This is a genomic window from Ideonella benzenivorans, from assembly GCF_020387415.1.
GTDB classification, from domain to species: Bacteria; Pseudomonadota; Gammaproteobacteria; order Burkholderiales; family Burkholderiaceae_C; genus Ideonella; species Ideonella benzenivorans.
Genome location: NZ_JAGWCB010000008.1, coordinates 229,883 through 247,375 on the forward strand (window position 1 = coordinate 229,883; position 17,493 = coordinate 247,375).

Annotated in this window: 12 protein-coding genes and 1 pseudogene; 2 read left to right on the forward strand and 11 right to left on the reverse strand. The window is 72.5% G+C overall.

Annotated elements, in window-relative coordinates:
• Positions 1-12 precede the first annotated feature (12 nt).
• The 4 genes and pseudogenes from KGA65_RS06800 to KGA65_RS06815 all read right to left on the reverse strand — a co-directional run bounded on the left by KGA65_RS06800 (position 13) and on the right by KGA65_RS06815 (position 2,740).
• Positions 13-375 carry an FKBP-type peptidyl-prolyl cis-trans isomerase gene (locus tag KGA65_RS06800; protein ID WP_375142615.1) on the reverse strand — a complete coding sequence of 121 codons (363 nt, stop codon included), beginning with the start codon at positions 373-375 and terminating at the stop codon, positions 13-15.
• Positions 370-717 (reverse strand): annotated as a pseudogene (locus KGA65_RS06805) (FKBP-type peptidyl-prolyl cis-trans isomerase); the annotation flags it as partial. The pseudogene KGA65_RS06805 and the gene KGA65_RS06800, both read right to left, overlap by 6 nt.
• A 93-nt stretch (positions 718-810) precedes the next feature.
• The gene (gene gluQRS / locus KGA65_RS06810; protein WP_225862390.1) at positions 811-1,728 is read right to left on the reverse strand and encodes a tRNA glutamyl-Q(34) synthetase GluQRS; all 918 of its coding nucleotides are present in this window, start codon (positions 1,726-1,728) and stop codon (positions 811-813) included.
• Positions 1,718-2,740 carry a LysR substrate-binding domain-containing protein gene (locus tag KGA65_RS06815; protein WP_225862391.1) on the reverse strand — a complete coding sequence of 341 codons (1,023 nt, stop codon included), beginning with the start codon at positions 2,738-2,740 and terminating at the stop codon, positions 1,718-1,720. Before KGA65_RS06815 ends, gluQRS begins: the two co-directional genes overlap by 11 nt.
• Positions 2,741-2,854: 114 nt before the next feature.
• Between KGA65_RS06815 and KGA65_RS06820 the strand changes: the two genes are divergently transcribed.
• Together KGA65_RS06820 and KGA65_RS06825 are read left to right on the forward strand one after the other, a co-directional pair.
• Positions 2,855-3,556, forward strand: coding sequence for a pirin family protein (locus KGA65_RS06820; protein WP_225862392.1), 702 nt, complete (start codon positions 2,855-2,857; stop codon positions 3,554-3,556).
• Positions 3,557-3,632: 76 nt separating this feature from the next.
• Complete coding sequence (locus tag KGA65_RS06825) at positions 3,633-4,880, forward strand: HD-GYP domain-containing protein (RefSeq protein ID WP_225862393.1); 1,248 nt, start codon at positions 3,633-3,635, stop codon at positions 4,878-4,880.
• A gap of 13 nt (positions 4,881-4,893) precedes the next feature.
• On the opposite strand, the gene bcsG is transcribed toward KGA65_RS06825, so the two are convergent.
• The 7 genes from bcsG to bcsB are packed head-to-tail and all read right to left on the reverse strand — an operon-like array spanning position 4,894 to position 17,285.
• The gene (bcsG, locus tag KGA65_RS06830) at positions 4,894-6,462 is read right to left on the reverse strand and encodes a cellulose biosynthesis protein BcsG (protein WP_225862394.1); all 1,569 of its coding nucleotides are present in this window, start codon (positions 6,460-6,462) and stop codon (positions 4,894-4,896) included.
• Positions 6,459-9,092, reverse strand: coding sequence for a UDP-forming cellulose synthase catalytic subunit (bcsA, locus tag KGA65_RS06835; protein ID WP_225862395.1), 2,634 nt, complete (start codon positions 9,090-9,092; stop codon positions 6,459-6,461). Before bcsA ends, bcsG begins: the two co-directional genes overlap by 4 nt.
• Complete coding sequence (gene bcsQ, locus KGA65_RS06840) at positions 9,089-9,868, reverse strand: cellulose biosynthesis protein BcsQ (RefSeq protein WP_225862396.1); 780 nt, start codon at positions 9,866-9,868, stop codon at positions 9,089-9,091. Before bcsQ ends, bcsA begins: the two co-directional genes overlap by 4 nt.
• Positions 9,865-10,056, reverse strand: a complete 192-nt coding sequence (locus tag KGA65_RS06845; protein WP_225862397.1) for a hypothetical protein — start codon at positions 10,054-10,056, stop codon at positions 9,865-9,867. The genes bcsQ and KGA65_RS06845 overlap by 4 nt, the downstream gene beginning before the upstream one ends.
• Positions 10,046-11,860: a BcsE family c-di-GMP-binding protein gene (locus KGA65_RS06850; RefSeq protein WP_225862398.1), complete on the reverse strand. Its 1,815-nt coding sequence runs from the start codon at positions 11,858-11,860 to the stop codon at positions 10,046-10,048. The genes KGA65_RS06845 and KGA65_RS06850 overlap by 11 nt, the downstream gene beginning before the upstream one ends.
• Before the next feature lie 23 nt (positions 11,861-11,883).
• Positions 11,884-14,961: a cellulose biosynthesis protein BcsC gene (locus KGA65_RS06855; RefSeq protein WP_225862399.1), complete on the reverse strand. Its 3,078-nt coding sequence runs from the start codon at positions 14,959-14,961 to the stop codon at positions 11,884-11,886.
• 2 nt (positions 14,962-14,963) lie between these two features.
• The gene (bcsB, locus tag KGA65_RS06860) at positions 14,964-17,285 is read right to left on the reverse strand and encodes a cellulose biosynthesis cyclic di-GMP-binding regulatory protein BcsB (protein WP_225862400.1); all 2,322 of its coding nucleotides are present in this window, start codon (positions 17,283-17,285) and stop codon (positions 14,964-14,966) included.
• Positions 17,286-17,493 lie beyond the last annotated feature (208 nt).

Below are 17,493 nucleotides of genomic sequence, written 5' to 3' on the forward strand. Positions count from 1 at the left end.
CGGCGGCGGAGCTCAGGCGCCCAGCAGTTCCACTTCGAACAGCAGGGTGGCGTTGGGGGGGATGACGCCACCGGCGCCGCGCGGGCCGTAGCCCAGGTGCGGCGGGATCACCAGCACGCGGGTGCCGCCCACCTTCATGCCCTGCACGCCGTCGTCCCAGCCGCGGATGACCATGCCGCGACCCAGGTGGAAGCGGAAGGGCTCGTCGCGGTCCTTGCTGGAGTCGAACTTGGCGCCACGGCCTTCCGGGGCGCTGGGGTCGTACAGCCAGCCGGTGTAGTGCACCGTCACCTGGCGGCCGGCGCGGGCTTTGTCGCCGCTGCCTTCGGTCACGTCGGTGATCTGCAGCTGCGGGCGCTCCGGCGTGGGCAGCAGTTCCACTTCGAACACCAGGGTGGCGTTGGGGGGGATGACGCCGCCGGCACCACGGGCGCCGTAGCCCAGCTCGGGGGCGATGGTCAGCACGCGCTTGCCGCCCACCTTCATGCCTTGCACGCCCAGGTCCCAGCCCGGGATGACCATGCCGGCGCCCAGATCGAACTCGAAGGGCTCGTCGCGGTCCAGGCTGGAGTCGAACTTGCGGCCACGCTGCTTGTCGGCGGCCGGGTCGTGCAGCCAGCCGGTGTAGTGCACGGTCACGCTCTGGCCGGCCTGGGCTTCGGGGCCGTTGCCGGTCACCAGGTCGTCGATCTGCAGGCCTTCGGGGAGGGAGCTCATGGGAGGTCTCTTTCTGGGTATCGCTGAAAAAAGGGGATGATGCCATCGTCCGCCCTGGCCCGGCCAGGGCAGGGCGATCGACCTCGGGGGCGTTCAATCCGCCGGCACCGGCCAGCGTTGGGCCCAGGCCCGAATGGCTGCGGCCAGCCAGTCGCCCAGGGTGGTGCCGGGCAGGCCGGCCGGCAGGCCCAGGGCCTGGCCGGCGCGCTGCAGCGCGGCCAGTGGGGCGCGCAGGTCCAGCGGGGTGGCGCCGTTCTGCTTGGAGAGCTTCTGGCCATCGGCGGCCAGCACCAGCGGGGTGTGCAGGTAGCGCGGCGTGGGCAGCCCCAGCAGGCGCTGCAGGTGGATCTGGCGCGGGGTGTTGTCGGCCAGGTCCTCGCCGCGCACCACGTCAGTGATGCCCTGGTCGGCGTCGTCCACCACCACCGCCAGCTGGTAGGCCCACAGGCCGTCGGCCCGCTTGAGCACGAAGTCGCCCACGGCCTGGGTCAGGTTCTGGGTCAGCGGGCCCAGGCGGCGGTCGCACCAATCGATGTGCAGGTCGCCGCCGTCGGGCGCGTCGGTGCGCAGGCGCCAGGCGCGGGCGGCTTTGCCGTGCAGGCCGTGGCGGCAGGTGCCGGGGTAAACCAGCTCGCCATGCCGTTCATGGCCGTGGCCCAGGGCGGCCTGGGCCTGGGCGATTTCCTTGCGGCTGCAGCCACAGGGGTAGGCCTGGCCGGCATCCACCAGGCGCTGCAGGGCGGCGGCATAAGCCTCGCCCCGGCGGGATTGCCACCACACTTTGCCGTCGGGCTGCAGGCCGCAGCGGGCCAGTTGGCGCAGGATCTCGTCGCCCGCGCCGGGCACGCAGCGCGGGGTGTCCACGTCTTCGATGCGCACCCGCCACAGGCCGCCCTGGGCGCGGGCGTCCAGCCAGCTGGCCAGGGCCGCCACCAGCGAGCCGGCGTGCAGCAGGCCGGTGGGCGAGGGGGCGAAGCGGCCGATGCGGGGCGTGGAGGCCTCAGGTGTCATGGGGCAGGGCGCCCTCGGCCCCGGGCAGGCCACCCGGTAGACCACTCGGTAGGCTGATCAGCGCCTGGCGGGTGGTGGGGCTGGCCAGCTGCTGCAGCCACCATTGCAGGGCCAGGCCCTGGGGCGCTTTGCGGGGCTGGCCCACGGCGGCGCTGCGCCAGGCATAGGCCAGGGTGGTCTCGCGCAGGGCGCGGCGCACCTCGCGCTGCACCAGATGGCCCAGCGCCAGATGGTGGCGCACCATGGGTTCAGGCACAAAGCCGCAGCCCAGGCAGCGCAGCAGGGCGTCGATCTTCAGCTGCATCGTGGGCACGGTCAGCACGTCCTGGCCGGGCAGCAGGTTGACCGTCAGGGGCGACACCCGCTGGGCCGAATCGGCCACCGCAATGGCGCGGTGGTGCAGCAGCTCCGCATCGGTCAGCGGCTCCGTGCCCATCGCCAGCGGGTGGTGCGGCGCCATCACGAACAGGAATTCCACCCGGCCCAGCGGCTGGGTCTCGTAGCCGGGCGGCAGCACCGCGTCCAGCGGCACGCCGATGGCCAGATCGGCCTGGCCCGACACCAGTGCCTCCCAGGTACCGGCCAGCACCTCGGAGCGCAAGCGCAGGCGGGTGCCGGTGCCTTCGTCACCGCCTTGCGGGCGGATGGTGTAGAAGGCCTCGCACAGTTCCAGCAGGGTGCGGCGTGACAGCACGTCGTCGGCGGCGATGGTGAGCTGGGTTTCCCAGCCGGTGGCCACGCGGCGCACCCGGTTGGCCACCGCGTCCATCTGGGCCAGCAGGCGGCGGCCCTCCTGCAGCAGCTCCTCGCCCGCGGCGGTCAGCTTGGCCTGGCGCGAGCGGCGGTCGAACAGCAGCACGTCCAGCGCCTCTTCCAGCTGGCGCACGCTGTAGGTGAGGGCCGAGGGTACCTTGCCAAGCTCCCGCGCGGCGGCGGCAAAGCTGCCGGTGCGGGCGATGGTGTCCATCATGGCAAGGGCGTCGGGCGTGAGGGCGTGGCGGCGGTCGGGCATGGAAGCTTCATGTTATTTGAAAGATCGCTTCAAGCGCGATGGGATGGCCGGCGGCAGGGGCGGACCTACATTGGCTGAACGTGCCCTGGCGCACCGTCAACCTGGAGGACCGTCATGCTCACCTTGCGCAAGTCCGCTGAACGGGGGCTGGCCGACCACGGCTGGCTTCGCAGCTTCCACACCTTTTCGTTTGCCGATTACTACGACCCGGCGCACATGGGTTTTGGCAACCTGCGGGTGATCAACGAGGACCGGGTGGCACCAGGCACCGGCTTCGGCACCCATGGCCACCGCGACATGGAGATCGTCAGCTATGTGCTCGATGGCGAGCTGGCCCACCAGGACAGCATGGGCAATGGGGCCGCCATCCGGCCGGGCGAGGTGCAGCGCATGACCGCCGGCACCGGGGTGCGCCACAGCGAGTTCAACCATGCCGAAGGGCAAAGCACGCACTTCCTGCAGATCTGGCTGCTGCCCGACCAGCTCGGCCGCGAGCCCGGGTATGAGCAGAAGGCGTTCCCTGCCGAGGACAAGCGCGGCCGGCTGCGGCTGGTGGCCTCGCCCGATGGCCGCGAGGGCTCGGTGACGCTGCATGCCGATGCGAGCTTGCGCGCCGGGCTGTTCGACGGGGCCGAAACGGCCGAGCTGACGCTGGACCCGGCCCGCAAGACCTGGGTGCACCTGGCCCGCGGCAGCCTGAGCGTCAACGGGCAGCCGTTGCAGGCGGGCGACGCGCTGGGCCTGAGCGGCGAGCCGCGTCTGGTGCTCTCCGGCGGCCAGGGCGCCGAGGTGCTGGTGTTCGACCTGGCGGCCTGAACCCGGGCCGGGCGATGGCCCGAAGCTGCGCCGTTCAGCGCCGCTGTTTGGCGTTTTGGACGGCGCAGACCGTGGCATGCTCGCGTCCGTGCTGAAAACCATCCGCCCTGACCAACTGCGCTTGGGGATGTTCGTCCACCAGCTCTCGGGTTCGTGGATCTCGCATCCTTTCTGGCGCAGCCGCTTTCTGCTGCGCGATGCCCGGGACCTGGCCAAGATCCAGGAACTGGGCCTGTCCTCGCTGGTCATCGACACCGACAAAGGCATCGACGTCGATGCCGAGGCGACCGATGAGGACCGGGCCAGCGGGCCGGTCGACGCGCCGCCGCCGGCGGCGTTCGACGAGCCCATCGTGCTGCCGCTGCCTGAGGCCCATCCGGCCCTGGCGCTGGCCGGCCCGATCTACCAGGACGCCGCCGCCCTGAGCCGCACCGCGGTGCGGCAGGTCATCGACCTCTACGGCGCCGCCCGCCTGGGCCGCACGCTGGACCAGGACGCCTGCCGCAGCGTGGTGGAGGACGTGGTGGTCTCGGTGGCGCGCATGCCGCATGCGCTGGTCAGCATCGCGCGGCTGAAGTCGGTGTCCGATTACACCTATCTGCATGCGGTGGCCGTGTGCGCGCTGATGGCCGGCCTGGCCCGCCAGATGGGCTGGCCCGAGGCGGATGTGCGCCAGGCCGCCCTGGCCGGCCTGCTGCTGGACGTGGGCAAGGCCACGCTGCCGGACGACCTGGTGCAACGGGCCGGCCGGCTCAATGACGAGGAGCGCACGCTGCTGCGCACCCATGCGCAGCGCGGCCATGAGCTGCTGGCGTCCGAGGGCGGCTACGACCCCCTGGTGCTGCAGGCGGTGCTGTCGCACCATGAACGGCTCAATGGCAGCGGCTATCCGCAGGCGCTGCAGGGCGATGCCATTCCGCTGATCGCCCGCATGGCGGCGCTGTGTGATGTCTATGACGCGGTCACCTCGCGCCGGCCGTACCGGGCCCCCTGGGACCCGGCCGAGGCCATGCGCCAGCTGGCGCGCTCCAAGGGCCTGTACGACACGGTCGTGTTCCAGCACCTGGTCAAGACCGTGGGCATCTACCCGGTGGGGGCGCTGGTGCGGCTGAAGTCGGAGCAGCTGGCCGTGGTGCTGGAGCCTCACGGCGGCAGCCTGCTGACCCCCAAGGTGCGGGTGTTCTACAGCGTGGCCGAGCGGCACCGCGTCGAGCCCTTTGTGCTCGACCTGGCCCGGCCGGGCTGCACCGACCGCATCGCCGACCTGGAGTCCCCCGAGGGCTGGCGCTTTTCCGATTTGGACACGCTCTGGCTCAAGGGCTGAGCAGCCCCGGCGCTCAGCGCGTGTCGTAATCGGTCCAGGGCGTTTCGCCGGACTTCATCACATAGCGCCCATCGGGCAGGCGCATCACGACCATGTCGGCGTTCTCGGCCACGTAGTCGGTGCCGGCCATGGTGTCCAGGCGCTGCGCCAGCGGCTTGGCGCCGGGGGCGAACGGGTTGTCGGCCAGCAGGTTGGACAGCAGGCTGTAGAGGTCGAAGTAGCTGACAGGCTTGTCGACCACCGTCGCCGTGCCGGTGCCGGGGTGCGGCAGGCCGATCAGCTTGATGGCGGCCGGCACCAGCGTGATGCGCGGGCCGGGGATCTCGCGCATGCCGGAGATCTGCAGCTTGTCGCCCCGCAGCGAGGCGCCGTGCTCGGGCACCAGCATCAGCACCACCGGACGGCCGCTGGCCTCCAGTTCGCTGACGAAGTGGTCCAGGTCGGCCAGCAGCTTGGTCACGCGCGGCTTGTAGGTGTCCAGGCTGCTGCGGGAGCTGTAACCGGGCACCCGGTTGCCGTCGTGCAGGCTGATGGTGTTGTAGTAGAGCGCCACCGGGGCGCCGCCCTGGGTCTGGCGCTGCTTCCACCATTGGCTGAGCAGCACGCCGTCGTCGCGCACGGGCGAGCCATCGAAGCTCTGCATCGCCGCTGGCGCCGCCGCGTTGGGCTGCATCTTGCCGGCCAGGCCGCCGCTTTGCTCGACGGTCTGCAGGAAACCGTCGTAGTGGCCATCATGGTTGAGCAAGCCCTCGGTCTTGAAACCGGCCTTCTCCAGGGCCGGGAAGGTGAGGCAGCCCGGGTCCGTGGCGTCGTACATCTGCGTGTGGTTGCGCTGGCCACAGTTGCCATGCAGCACCCGGATGGCAGCCGGCCCGCTGTAGCTGGCCGCGCTGTTGAACTGCTTGAACACCAGGTCGAAGCGCTGCAGCACCGCCGGCTGGCTCTGGCCGACGAAGTCCAGGTCGTCCCAGGCCAGCGAGCAGACGTGGATCACGATCAGGTCGAACGGTGGCGTGCCCTGGGCCGGGAAGCTGAGCCGGCGCTGCTGCTCATGGGCGTAGAAGCGGCTCAGCAGGGCATCGGGCGAATCCGCCGCGGCCGTGGCGGCGCTGCTGCCGGCCGCCGGGCTGCCGGTGGCCGCGGCCAGGGCCGTGCCGCCGAAGTGCTCCGGCTTCTGGACCAGCTGGCTGAGCGGCACGCTCAGGATCGCCAGCACGGCCAGCGTGGAGAAGCGCAGCCAGCGCGACAGCACCGCATAGGCCGCGAAGGCCAGCACCGCAGCCAGCAGCCAGGCCGGCTGCACGGCGCGCGTCAGCAGCTCGAACAGGTAGCCCGCGCTGAAGCCGGCCAGGCCCTTGATCTGGCCGAGCAGCCGATCGGGCGAACCCAGCAGCGAATCCTGGTAGAGCAGGGCGATCGCCACCGGCCAGGCCAGCCAGGCGCGCACGCGGCGGGCCCGGCCTTCGGGCAGCGGCCACAGCAGGGCCAGGGCAAAGACCAGGTTGGGCAGCCAGTGCAGGCGCAGCGTGCCGGCAAAGTGCAGGCCGACCTTGGCAAGAAAGTAGAGACTCCAGGCGTTCATCGCAGGGGCAGGACAGGAAGAGAGGGGGCCACGCGGCGCTGCTGGCGGGCATCGCGCCAGGCCTGCAGGCGCTCGCGCAGGGTGTGGGCCAGCTTGCGGTAGCCATCCAGGCCGAGCAGGGTGATTTCCTTCAGGCCGCGCATCGGGTGGTCCTGCTCATGGGTCAGGTGCCAGCCCTGCCAGGCCTGGGGCCGGGCGAAGGTGCATTGCACCAGTTCGACCTGCTGGGCCAGCGAGAGGTGGTCCAGGCGCACCCCGGCCATGCCTTGGTGCAGGTTGCTGATCTCGCCGGGGAAGACGCATTCGCGGCCGTCGCGCCAGAGCCCGACCTGCACCGTCTCACCGCGCTGCAGGGACAGTGCCCCCAGGCCCGAGAGGCCCAGGCCGCTCATCGCGTAGTCGGTGCACTCGCAGCGCAGCACCCGGCCGTCGGGCAGGTACAGCGTGGCGGGCAGCCGGGTGTTGACCCGTTGGTAATGGCGCACCTGGCGCGATTCCGAGGCCACGCCGATTGCGGCGCCCAGCATCAGCAGGCTGTAGAGCGTCCAGACCAGGTTCAGCACCACTGTGGCCGGTTCCGGGCTGCTGAACACGGTCAGCCGCAGCAGCCCGGTGATGGCCGCGGCCAGGTTCAGGCCCACCAGCACGATGTAGGGCGTGGAGATGCTCCAGTCGAAGTAGGGCTTCTCCACCAGCCCGCCCTTGGCGGTGACGTTGAACTTGCCGTGCTGCGGGGCCAGCAGCGCCACCGTGGTGGGCAGCACGATGTACCAGGCCAGCACTGTCTCGTAGACCTCGGCCCAGAACGAATGCCGGTGCTCGCCCTGCACATGGGCGTTGGCGATGGTCGCCAGCAGCATGTAGGGCACCACGTAGAGCGCCACCATCAGGGAGCTGGCGTGGATGATGTGCCAGTCGAAGAACAGGTAGGCCATCGGCGCGGTGAGGAACACCAGCCGCGGCAGCCCGAACAGGAAGTGCAGCATCGCGTTGACGTAGCACAGCCGCTGCCAGAGGCTCAGGCCCTTGCCGAGCAGGGGGTTGTCCACGCGCAGGATCTGGGCCATGCCGCGGGCCCAGCGGATGCGCTGGCCGACGTGGGCCGACAGGCTTTCGGTGGCCAGGCCGGCCGCCTGGGTCTGGTGGATGTAGGCGGTGCTGTAGCCATGCCGGTGCAGCTTGAGCGCGGTGTGGGCGTCCTCGGTCACCGTCTCGACCGCGATGCCGCCCACTTCCATCAGCGGGGCCCGGCGCAGCAGCGCGCAGGAGCCGCAGAAGAAGGTCGCGTTCCAGAAGTCGTTGCCGTCCTGCACCAGGCCGTAGAACAGCGAGCCCTCGTTGGGCACGCGGCGGAAGGTGCCCAGGTTGCGCTCGAACGGGTCGGGCGAGAAGAAGTGGTGCGGGGTCTGCACCATCGCGCACTTCGGGTCCTTCAGGAACCAGCCCACGCTGGACTTCAGGAAGGAGCGGGTGGGAATGTGGTCGGCGTCGAACACGGCCACCAGTTCCCCGTGGCTGAACTGCAGCGCATGGTTCAGGTTGCCGGCCTTGGCATGACGGTTGTCCGGCCGGCTCAGGTACTGCACGCCCAGCCGTTCGGCCAGCGCGCGCATCTCCTCGCGCCGGCCGTCGTCCAGCAGGTAGATCTTGAGCTTGTCGGCCGGCCAGTCCATCGACAGCGCGGCCAGCAGCGTTGGCTGCACCACGCTGGTGGGCTCGTTGAAGGTGGGGATGAACACATCCACCGTGGGCCAGAGATGGCGGTCCTCCGGCAGCGGCGCGGGCTGGCGCTGCAGCGGGTAGATCGTCTGGATGAAGCCCAGCAGGAAGATCAGCCAGGTGTAGACCTCGGCCGTCAGCAGGCCGTAGCCGAGCAGGGCCTCCACGGTGGAGTCGAACTGCAGCGTGGTGGTCAGGCGCCACCAGGCGTAGCGGCCCATGGCCAGCAGGCCGATGGTGGCCAGCGCGATGGCCGGGTAGCGGCCCGGCAGGCGGCGCAGCAGCAGGGCCAGGGCCCAGCACAGCAGCAGGAACAGGAACTGGCCCAGCCCGTTGAAGGGCGTGGTCACCACCGACACCAGCGCCACGCCGGCCAGGACCAGCAGCACCGTGCTGATGCCGCGCTGACGCAGCACCGGGCTCAGGCCCCGCGCCAGGGCCGGGCCCAGGCCCGAATGGTCGATCGTGGCGGCCGCCCGGTCGAAGCCGCGCAGCAGCCAGCGCCCGGGCAGCACCAGCGCCGTCCCCATCAGCTGCAGCGCGCCGCCCAGCACCCGCCCCAACCCCCAGGCCAGGGCCCGGGCCAGCGGTGACAGGACCGTGGCCAGCCAGGCCAGCGACTGCCGGGCCCGCCGCCAGCCGGCCGCGCGGCGCAGGGCTACCGCCGCCCGGGCCGCCGCCGGCAGCACCAGACTGGCCAGCAGCCAGCGCCAGAGCGCGGCTGGCCGGCTCAGCCCCAGCTGCCGGGCCAGCCCGTCCAGCGGGTCGGGCACCTGGTCCAGGCTCAGCTCGACCGCCGCGCGGCCGGCCGGCGGGCGCACGAACAGGCGCCAGAGCCAGCACGACAGCTGCGCCGGCCGCTCCACCTGCAGCAGCGTGGCCCCGATCCACAACAGGCGCTGCAGGCTCATGGCGTCACGGCTCCTGCGGGGTGGCGGGCGCGGGCCTGCAGCCAGCGCAGCACGCCGTTGAAGTCATGTGCCGACTGGGCCTGCTCGGCCGCGGCGCAGACGCAGGCGGCCTGCTCCAGGGCGTTGGCGCAGGCCTCGTCCTCGTGCACCAGGTGCGGCGCCAGCCGCGAACCCCACTGGTGCTCCAGCAGCGTCAGGCAGCGGCCGTGGGAGGGGCGGCGCGGGTCGAAGCGGTTCAACACCAGGCCCAGTTGAGCCTGCGCCGGGATCGCGTGCGTCAGGCGATCGACCGGACCGGCCAGGTGCAGGGCGCGGGCCGAGGCCTCCAGCCCGACCACCAGCTGGTCGGCGCAGCGCAGGGCCTGGATGAGCCAGGGCGAAGGGGCTGCGGCATCGATCAGGACCCAGGATTCGGCCGGCAGGTCCAGGCGCTGCAGCTGTTCGGCCAGCCAGTCCGGCTGGTCGTGCAGGCGCTGCAGGGCCTGGCCGACGGCCGGTGGCAGGGGGCCGAACGGCAGGCAGCGCACCCCGGCGTCGTTGGCCAGCACCGCGTCGCCGATCCAGCTGCCGGCCACGAAGCGGCCGTACCAGCCCTTGGAGGGCGGCTGCTCGGCGCCCAGGTGCAGCGCCAGGCTGTTCTGGGCATTCCATTCGAGTGCCAGGCAGGGCACGCCCTCGCTGGCCAGCAGGTGGGCCAGGTTGGCCACCAGCGTGGTCTGGCCCACGCCACCCAGCAGGCCGGCGAAGACGACGGTGTGGTACGGGGGACGGGTCATGGGGCGTCGTGGGGAGCCGAGAGGGCATCGGCCGCGCGTTCAACCGCGCGTTCGGCCGGACGGCGGTAGGGCCGCAGCGTGCGCAGGGTGCGCTGCCAGTTCAGGCCGGGCAGTTGGCGCAGACCGCGGGCCAGGAAGGGGGCCAGCGCCAGGCCGGCCAGCATCCAGAGCAGGGCTTCAAGCAGCATGCCAGGCCCCTTCTTCGTGCGGCGCGGGACGGGGGCCGCGGGCCGGCATCGGGGCCGGACGCAGCCGCGGCAGGCGGGGCCGCACGGTCGGCATGGGGTTGGGCTGCTCGCGGGGCAGCAGGGCGGGGGCCAGGGCGGGCCGCGGGGGCGCCGCCGGTTGGGGGCTGGCGGTGACCGGTGCCGGGGTCGCCGCGGGGGCGGCATCGTCCGGCCGCAGGGTGGCCAGGGCCAGGCTGTGGTCGGTCAGACGGCCCAGGCGGGCGGCCTGGGCCACCGGCTCCAGCAGGTTCAGCATGCCGTCCGGCGTGGTGTCGATCACCGAGCTGGCGAACAGCTCGGTCAGCGGCAGCGCGAAGACGCGCTCCAGCGTGGCCTCGGCCGTGGTGGGGGCGCAGCCGTACAGGAAGACCCAGAGCGAGCGCTCGTCGGCGGTGACCACATCGCCGTCGCGCTGGGTGCGCACGGCGCGCAGGGCGTCCAGGTGCGGCACGTGGTTTTGCAGCAGCAGCCGCACCAGCACATGGCTCAGGCCGGTGGCCGCGCTGCGCTGCAGGGTGTGGCGCACCTGGGTGCAGAAGGCCTGCGGCGGCAGGTAGCCGCGCACCGGGTCGGGCTGGAACGGGGCCAGCGCCTCGGCCAGCGTGGCCGGCAGCGGCTGCGGGTAGACGGCGCTGCGCAAGCCGTCGATCTGGCGCTCCAGCCGGGACAGTTCCAGCTCGCGGTAGATCACCCGGTTGGCACCGGCTGCGCCCAGCGCCAGTTCGGCGTGGGCGCGCAGCTTGTCGTGGGTTTCCCGCACCAGGATCTTCAGCAGCCGGGGGTGCTGCTGGCGCAGGGTGTAGACGGTCTCGGCCAGGGCCGGGAAGTCGCTGGCCGCGCCGGCGTGCAGCAGCACGGTGGCAGCCTGGCAATCGTGGGCAGCCGCCACCGCGGCGGACCAGTCGGCCACCATCTGCCAGCCCGGGGGCAGGCCGCGCAGGCCGCCCAGGGCCTCCTCGGTGGCGATGACGCGCAGGGCGTCCGGGGCGGACATCAGGGTCAGGTCCTGGCCTTGCACCTCCAGCCCGTTGTAGGCCAGCGCGCCCTCGGCGTCGGCCTGCAGCCCGTAGCGGTGCTGCAGCACCGGGCCCGTGGCGGTGTTCCAGCGGTCCACCCACCACAGCAGCTGGCCGGCATCCAGGCCCAGGCCGGCAATGTGCTCAAAGGTGTCGCCCAGGCCGTGCAGCGCCGCCAGCAGCGGGCCGACCCCGTCCGGCGCCGGGTGGCCGAAGATCACCGGTGCGTTCCGTTGGGCGCACCAGCGCTGCAGCGCCGCGCCCTGGCGCAGGCAGGCCTGTACTGTCGGTGCCCGCAGCAGCGGCTGCGGCGAGACCAGGAACAGCGCCTGGCCTTCCTCCCAGCCCGCCAGGGGCAGCTCATCCAGCAGCTCGGGCAGGGCCACATCCGGCCGGGCCAGCAGCCAGACCTTCAGACGGCCCTGTTCGCGGGCGGCCTCCAACCCGGAGTCGCCCAGCAGCGTGTCCACCCAGCCGGCGTCGTGGGCGACCAGCATCACCGGCTGGCGTTCCAGCAGCGTGAGCAGCAGCCGGGTCAGCCAGCGCTGGGCCGCTGCCATCGGCGGCCAGCACAGCGCCACCGGCTGCCCCACGGGCAGTTGGTCCACCCCGTCGGGCAGCTGGGCCAGGCCCAGCGGCACCGGTGCGGCCACCGGGGGGCGGGCCAGACCCAGGCGGACGCCCAGACGCCGCAGCGGCGGCATGGCGTGCGAAGCGGGGAACAGGGGCAGGGCAGAGGTGGGGCTCATGATGGACATTTCGGTCAGCGGCCTCAGAAACTGGAGTAGGGCTCCACCGGACGCGGGCGCTCCGGGTGGGGGGCCACCACCGGTGAGAACAGGTAGCGCAGGTAGACGGTGAGCTGGGTCGGGGCGTAGCCGTCGGAGCGGTCCACGTCGAGCGCGGCGCCCACGGCCCAGTGCGGCGTGGCGGCGTATTCGAGGGCGGCGCGCAGCGAGCGGCCCACGCCCTGGCTGGTGCCACCGGCGTACAGGATGTTGTGCACCGTCTGCAGCGTGGGGTCGGTCGGGAAGGTGGGCGAGGCGGTGCTGCGGGTGTGCGAATAGGACAGGGTGGCGCGTGCCTTCCAGGACCAGGGGCCTTCGCGCCCATCCCAGGTGAGCGGCAGCGCGACGGACTGGTACTGGCCTGGGCTGTAATAGCCGCCCTGGCCCCAGGAATACTCCGACAGCGTGCGCGCGTGGTGCCAGACCGACAGCGCCAGGCCCAGGTTCAGGCCCTGGTTGGGGGTGCGCCAGAGGTCGCGGTCCACCGCGGCGCGCAGGCGCACCCGGCTGTTGCTTTGCACCCGCAGGCCGGTCAGCCGGGCGGCATCGCCGCTCAGCGAGACGCTGTACGGGCCCCAGTCGGTGGCAATGCGCCCCTCCGCGCCGGTGGCGACGACACCGCCCCAGACCTGGCCCGAGACCGGATCGCGTTGGCCCAGGTAGGACAGCAGGCTGCCGGTCAGCGGCCGGCGTGACAGGCCCAGCGCATAGCTGACCTGGTCCTGCAGGCCGAGGTTGCCCTGCCAACGCACGCCGCCCACCCAGTGCGGCACCAGGGTGTTGGCGCCGATCACGCCCAGGTCGGCGCGCCAGTCGTCGGTCTGGTAGCCCACGCCCACGTTGGCGCCGTTGGCGGTCTGGGCCACGGGGCCCGTCAGGGGCGCATGGGGGGCCGGCAGCTGGCCCAGGTCGGTGTTGGCGGGGTCCAGCGTGCCGGCGCTCAGGTGCAGCGGGTCCAGGTGCAGGAACCAGCGGCCCTGCAGATCCTGCGGCCACCACAGCACGACCGGCTGCTCCAGCCCGCGCAGGCTGGAGACGCCCTCGGTGGCGTTCTTGTGCAGCCACTGGGTGCCCGTCTCGATCCAGGCTTGGCCGCGGGCCTGCAGCGCGGCGATGTCGCGCTCCAGCTTGGCGTCCGCCGCGGCTCCAGGGGCCGGGCGGGCCTGGGTGAACAGGGCCAGGGCCTGGTCGTACTGGCCGCGCGAGCGGGCCAGCCGGGCGGCGTGGCTCAGCACGTCGGCATCGGTGGGGTGTTGGGCCCGCAGCGTGGCCGACAAGGCCTGGGCCTCGTCGGTTTGGCCGGCGCGCTGCCACAGGCGCAGCAGGGCCAGTTGGTCGTCCAGGGCCTGCGGGCTCAGGTGGCCGGCCAGCCAGCGGGCCTGCTCGCTTGCGCGGTCGGCATCGCCCAGACGGGCCCAGGCGTTGCCCAGCGCCAGGTGCAGCGCGGTGTCGTCCGGGGCGGTGGCCAGCGCGGCCTGCAGCAGCGGCACGGCCGCGGCGGCATCGCCGGCGGCCATCCGCCAGCGGGCCTGGGTGCGGCGGGCCTGCGCCGGATCCGCGTCGTGCGGCGGGGTCTGGGCCAGGGCCTCGGCCTGGGCGGTGTCGCCCTGCAGGGCCAGCTGCTCGATCTGGCGCTCGACGTGGTCGGCCTCCAGCGCGGCCAGCTGGCGGGCTTCGTCGGCCGGCCAGTCGCTCTGCGCCAGCAGGCCGGGCAGGGCCTGGGCCACCGCGGCATCGTCGCCCGCGCGGTGCTGTACCCGGGCCAGCGCCAGGCGCTGGGCGGGTGGCACGCTCTGGCCAGCGGCGCTGCGGCGGTCCAGGGCGCGCTGCTGCACCGCGACGGCGGCGGCCGGTTGGCCGGTGCGGAACCAGCCTTCGCTGACGGCGTCCAGCAGGCCCGCGTCGTCGCCGGCCAGATGTTCGGCCTCACCCAGCCGGCCCTGGGCCACGGCCTGGTGCACGCGCACCCGCTGTTCCAGGGCCTGCATGCCGGCCGAGCGCTGCGCGGGCGGGACCATGGCCAGGTCGTCCAGCGCGCCGGCATCGTCGTCCAGCGCCTCGCGGATCAGGCCACGGGCAAAGCGCATGTCCTCGTCGTGGGGGGCCAGGGCCACGCCCTCGTCCATCACGCGGTGGGCGGCTTCCGGCTGTTGCAGGCGCAGCTGCAGCCGGGCCAGCTGGTGGCGCAGCCAGGGGTCCCGGGGTGCCAGGTCCAGCGCCGGGGTCAGGGTGGCCAGCGCCTGGGCGACCTGGCCGTGCTCGCTCAGCGCCGTGGCCTGGGCCCGCAAGGTCTCGACCGGGTCGGCGGCGGGGGCGGCGGGGGCCGGCGCGGCGACGGCGGTCGGCGGCGGGGCCGCCGGCCGGGTGGCGACTCGGGGGGCCGTGGTGGCGCGGCGCGCCCGTGCCCCTGTGCGTGCGGCCGGGGGCGTGGCTGGTGCCGAGACGCTGGCCCCGGCAGCGGCGCTGCCAGTCGCCAGCCGGATCGCGGGGGTGGTGGGCGCAGGGCCCAGCAGCATGGGCGGGCGCTCGCCCAGCAGGGCGGCCACTTCCAGGCCCAGGCTGCCGACGGCCGGCGCACCGGCCGGGAAGAGCTGCCGGGCCAGGGCCGCGGCCTCGGCCTTGCGGCCGGCTCGCGCCATCAGCCGCATCTGGGACAGGCGGCCGGCGTCGGGGCCGTAGGCCTGGATCATCTGCGCCAGGGCCTGCGTGGCCGGGGCCTGCGGATGCTGTTGGCGCAGCACGGCGTAGCGCTGCTGCGCCCGTTCGGGGTGGCGCTCGCGCAGGTCCAGCTCACCCAGCAGGGCCAGCGCCACCGGGTCGTCGGCCTGCAGGGCCAGGGCCTTGTCGAGCAGCGGCCGGGCCAGGTCGTTGCGGTTCTTGCCGCTCCACAGCATGGCGGCGGCGATCAGCTCCTCCTGCGGCGTGCGGGCCACCCAGGGGGCGGCTGCAGCGGGCCAGGCCAGGCTCAGCGCCACGGCCAGGGCCGCCCAGCGCGGGGCGACGGAACCGGCGGCGACCTTCTGGTGCCGGGGCCCCGCCGCAGGGACGCGGCGTGCGGGCATGCTCAGGCTCCCAGGCCGAGTCGGCGGCGGGCCCGCACCCGCAGGGCCACGTAAAGCGCGAAGGCGAGGAACAGGCCGGTGACGATGCCGACCAGGGCCAGCAGCACCGGGTGCTGGTGCAGCGCGAACCAGGCCCGGCGCCACCAGGGCAGGTCACCGACGTACTGGACTTCGTTGATGCGGAAGCTCTCGATCGCATTGCCGCGCAGCAGCGCCAGATCGCCGCGCATCTGGCTGATCTTGTAGGTGTCGTTGAGGGCCCGGGCCAGCGCGCGCTGGGCCTCGGCATCGGTGCCGATCAGCGCCACCGCGTGGTGGTCGCCGTCCAGCGGCGAGCGGAAGCCGGTCACCGCGGCCAGTGCACCCTGGCCGCTCAGCACGGCGCTGCCGTCCCCTTCATGGGCCAGGTGCTCGGGTTCCAGGCGGAACAGGTCGCTCAGCAGGTCCAGCGAACGGTCCAGCGGCCGCAGGGAACGCTTGCCTTCCTCGATCAGGGCCGGCAGATCGCGCTGCCAGCCCGTCAACAGGCGGTCCCGGCCGTGGCCGATGATCAGCAGGTCCGAATCCTTGGCCTGGGCCACTTGCGAGGCCGGCAGCAGGTTGAAGCGGGTGCCGGCGTAGCCGGTGGCGACGCCCATGCGGGCCAGCGCCGTCAGATAGAGCTCCAGATCGGCCGGGGTGGGCGCATCCGGCAGGATGACGGTGGTGCGGGCCAGGTCGGCGTACTTGGTGAACGGGAAGCCGCTGTTCGCGAAGGCCGCCAGGTTGGGCATGGCCAGGTAGTGGTAGAAGCCCGACAGGTCGATGGTGGACTGCGGGTCGATCGCGGCGCGCAGCTCTGGTGACGGGGTGGACTGGCACTTGCCAAAGTCCGACGGCGGGATCTTGAAGGCGAACTGCAGCTGGTTCTCGCCACCGATCAGGAAGGCCGGGTAGCGGAAGTCCGAGCGGGCCTGGTATTCACCGTTGCTCAGCAGCGGCAGCAGCATCTTGCGCACGCCGGAGGATTCGTCCTGTGCGGCCTGCAGCGGGTAGGAGCGGATGAACTGGTCGTTGATGCCCAGGTCCAGCGAGCCACGGTCCGACAGGTTGGTGGGCGTGTAGCGGTAGTACAGGTCCATCGGCACACCCTGGCTGTGCCAGGTGAACAGGTCCGGTGCCATGCGGGTGTTGATCCGCACCACGCTGTCCAGCACGATGCCGCGCAGCTGCAGCTCCTGGTTGGACTGGATCAGCTCGGCCAGCTGCACCGGCCGCTGGGTGTTGATCCAGCGCGGCGCGTCATAGGCCTGGCGCAGCGGCGGCAGCTTCAGCTGGTCCACTGTCAGGCTGTTGCCGGACAGGGCCGGCTTGGCCACCGTCAGCGCCTGGGCGGCCTGCTGCACCTGGGCGTCATCCCGGCCCAGCAGCAGCAGCAGCTTGTAGGCGGGGGCCTTCGGGTTGGCGATCAAGCGCAGCGTGGGCTGCTGCACCGGCGGCAGGTCCTTCAGGAAGGCCGGCCGGTCGGCATTGGTGGCCAGCACGACGGCATGGCGGTCGGTGGGCAGGGCGTCCTGCAGCACCTGGAAGTGGTTGCCGCGGTAGGCGGCCAGCGTGCCCAGCCAGCTGGCCAGCGCGCCGGAGGCCTTCAGCACGCCAGGCGCCGGGCGGGGGCTGGTGACCACGGTCACGTCCACCGGGCGGTTGTCGCGCGGGTCGAAGAAGGGGGCGGGCAGCAGCGCCAAGTCGTCGCGCAGCGGCAGCTGGCGCAGCTTCAGGTCCAGGTAGCTGTCGTTGCTGATGCTGGCCCACAGGCTGCTGTGGGTCGGGAACTCGCACTCCAGCGTGTAGTGGCCGATCAGCTTGAAGCGCAGCCGGTTGTAGTCGGTGAAATAGCGCGGGTCCAGCGGCAGCTCGATGGACTGCGGCTTGCCGGCCAGCGTCTTGTCCACCGGCACCGTCTGCAGCACCTCGTCGTTGAGCAGCACCTCCAGATGGGACAGGTCGGGCAGCAGGGCGGGCGAGAAGGTGAAGGTCAGGTGCAGCGTGGCCGCTTCGACCAGCTCATCCAGGCGGATGCCCATGTCCAGGCTGCCACTGCCCTCGGTGCCACGCAGCGTGAAGGGCGTGGCCACGCCCAGATCCTTGAAACGCACGCGGGCGGTGCGCGCCGGCAGGTCGGCCAGGCTGGCCGGCAGGGCGGCGGCCTGGCCGGCTGCGACCGGAACCGGCAGCAAGGGCTGGGGCAGGGGCGCCCCTTGTGCGGCCACCGGGGCCGGCAAGGCCAGGCTGTAGGTGGCCGCCAGGCTGGCAGCGCACAGGGCGAGAGAACGGTATGCGGTCATCAGGGTCAGGTCGCGGTAAGGCCACTGCCGGCGGACCCATCCGCCGGACCTTCCCGGTGCACCTGGCGGCATCACGGCCCCTGGGACCGCAACGGTCGGGTGCGCCGTGGATTCCCCCTGTATCGACAGGGTGGAATTCAGTCTATAGGCCGAACTAACCGTTCTGTTGACAGCGATGGGTTCACGCTATCGAAATATGGCGGTTGTG

Bases quoted from the DNA above. Each gene is read 5' to 3' on its own strand.
- gluQRS (WP_225862390.1), bottom strand. From the start codon at position 1,728: ATGACACCTGAGGCCTCCACGCCCCGCATCGGCCGCTTCGCCCCCTCG.
- KGA65_RS06815 (WP_225862391.1), bottom strand. From the start codon at position 2,740: ATGCCCGACCGCCGCCACGCCCTCACGCCCGACGCCCTTGCCATGATG.
- KGA65_RS06820 (WP_225862392.1), top strand. From the start codon at position 2,855: ATGCTCACCTTGCGCAAGTCCGCTGAACGGGGGCTGGCCGACCACGGC.
- KGA65_RS06825 (WP_225862393.1), top strand. From the start codon at position 3,633: ATGCTCGCGTCCGTGCTGAAAACCATCCGCCCTGACCAACTGCGCTTG.
- bcsG (WP_225862394.1), bottom strand. From the start codon at position 6,462: ATGAACGCCTGGAGTCTCTACTTTCTTGCCAAGGTCGGCCTGCACTTT.
- bcsA (WP_225862395.1), bottom strand. From the start codon at position 9,092: ATGAGCCTGCAGCGCCTGTTGTGGATCGGGGCCACGCTGCTGCAGGTG.
- bcsQ (WP_225862396.1), bottom strand. From the start codon at position 9,868: ATGACCCGTCCCCCGTACCACACCGTCGTCTTCGCCGGCCTGCTGGGT.
- KGA65_RS06845 (WP_225862397.1), bottom strand. From the start codon at position 10,056: ATGCTGCTTGAAGCCCTGCTCTGGATGCTGGCCGGCCTGGCGCTGGCC.
- KGA65_RS06850 (WP_225862398.1), bottom strand. From the start codon at position 11,860: ATGAGCCCCACCTCTGCCCTGCCCCTGTTCCCCGCTTCGCACGCCATG.
- KGA65_RS06855 (WP_225862399.1), bottom strand. From the start codon at position 14,961: ATGCCCGCACGCCGCGTCCCTGCGGCGGGGCCCCGGCACCAGAAGGTC.
- bcsB (WP_225862400.1), bottom strand. From the start codon at position 17,285: ATGACCGCATACCGTTCTCTCGCCCTGTGCGCTGCCAGCCTGGCGGCC.